Source organism: Moorena sp. SIO4G3, from assembly GCF_010692305.1.
GTDB classification, from domain to species: Bacteria; Cyanobacteriota; Cyanobacteriia; order Cyanobacteriales; family Coleofasciculaceae; genus Moorena; species Moorena producens_A.
In genome coordinates this window covers 1-1,569 of the sequence record NZ_JAAHIG010000718.1, presented here as the reverse complement: position 1 = coordinate 1,569, position 1,569 = coordinate 1, and the positions used below count along the sequence as shown (strand labels likewise).

The window sequence follows — 1,569 nt, the reverse complement described above, 5'->3', positions numbered from 1 at the left end:
TGATTCGGCCAAAGAGGATGGTTAGATAAATTTGGCCAAAATCCCGACTATTCGTCCAAAATTCTCCCCATCTCCCCATCTCCCCATCTCCCCATCTATTTTTGGCCAGAATGAAACAGCCCTGCCTATGTGAATGGGGGCAGTATTCTGGCCGATGGTCGGTTGACATTGGTGCTGGATGGGACTGAATTGATCCAGTACCTGTCTGACCAACAGACCGATGGCAGTCAAAGGTTACAGGTTAGCACATTGAAGGTTGAAAGCAAAAGCGATGAGGAAGCCACCGAACCGATAAAAACCCTTTCGCAAAAGCAGCTTCCACCTTCATTGGTTGAACCATTCTGGGTCAGACGTAAGCCAAAGGTACTCCTGGTAGATGACTCCATCACCCTACGCCACACTCTAGCCATGACCTTAGACAAGAATGGCTATCAAGTGTTTCAAGCCCAGGATGGTTATGAAGCCATTGAGCAACTACAGCATCAGACAGATATACAGTTGGTAATCTGTGATATTGAGATGCCTCGCATGAATGGGTTTGAGTTTCTCAAACACTGTCAGCAAGACCCAGCTTTGGTAGATATTCCTGTCGTTATCCTCACCTCCCGCAGTAACGATAAACACCGCTTGATTGCTACACAGTTGGGGGCAAAGGCTTATATCACTAAGCCCTATTTGGAACACCAATTGTTGACAACAGTAACCGATGTTGTTGAGCCCATTTAACCCTTAATCAGGGAGTCGGGAGTGGGGAGTGGAGAGTGGGGAGTAGGGGGAATAAAAACTGTACCTCATAACTGCGATAAACGCTATATATTCGGGAATTATTTGGTAATTTGCAATTAGTAAGTTATCATTGCTAATCGAAAACAATTATTTTTTTGTAAACGTTTTTTTTACTTAAATTAATCAGCATCCAGGACGAATAAATAAGCAATAAGCACTATAAAATAAAGGCGATCGGCGACGATAAAAAAACTAGACAAGTTCATGGTTTTTAAGATTGCTGATTATTCCCTATGTCTCCCGATTAGGGATGTCTTGAAAGTGGTTAGTTTTACCACTGAAATCAGCCGGGAGATGAAAACCATGGGATTAGTTCAGCTAGGCAAGCATAGCATTAAGGTTTGGGATTTACATCAGCAGTTGGGCGATGGTAGTTTACCTCACCTAAGCCCTAACCAAAGGTTCTTAGTGATTATTCGTCCTAGGGACTCCGAACTTTGGGGAATTTTTGTGGATGATCTACCCAATTTGGTGGAGTTACCCCAAGACATGATGCGACCTATCCCGAAGTCTTACCGTCAGTCCAGTGTTCTTGAGATGATATCTCATGCAGCTGTTATACCAAACGAAGCATCTACTCAGAAAATTTTTCTTTTGGATTTACAGCAAGTCGGTGCCTTGACCCCTTAACCTTCAACAGTGATAGCCCTGCGCGCAAACAGAGAAATAACTAGCGAGAGTTAGCCACCTAATTTATTGGGTGGGCGTGGAGCGTACCGGGATTTATCCCGGCTCTCGTGTTATTTGCCTCTCTGGTTTTCTATATACCTTTTTACTGTCTCT

Annotated in this window: 2 protein-coding genes; both read left to right on the top strand. The window is 43.8% G+C overall.

Going from position 1 to position 1,569, the window contains the following annotated elements; all coding sequences use genetic code 11:
• Positions 1-171: 171 nt before the first annotated feature.
• Complete coding sequence (locus F6J99_RS44885) at positions 172-726, top strand: response regulator (protein WP_293123876.1); 555 nt, start codon at positions 172-174, stop codon at positions 724-726.
• Between the two features lie 264 nt (positions 727-990).
• Positions 991-1,416 carry a chemotaxis protein CheW gene (locus F6J99_RS44880; protein ID WP_293123873.1) on the top strand — a complete coding sequence of 142 codons (426 nt, stop codon included), beginning with the start codon at positions 991-993 and terminating at the stop codon, positions 1,414-1,416.
• The last annotated feature ends 153 nt before the right edge of the window (positions 1,417-1,569 follow it).

Coding starts and splice junctions, on each gene's coding strand:
- F6J99_RS44880 (WP_293123873.1), top strand. CDS start 991: ATGGTTTTTAAGATTGCTGATTATTCCCTATGTCTCCCGATTAGGGAT.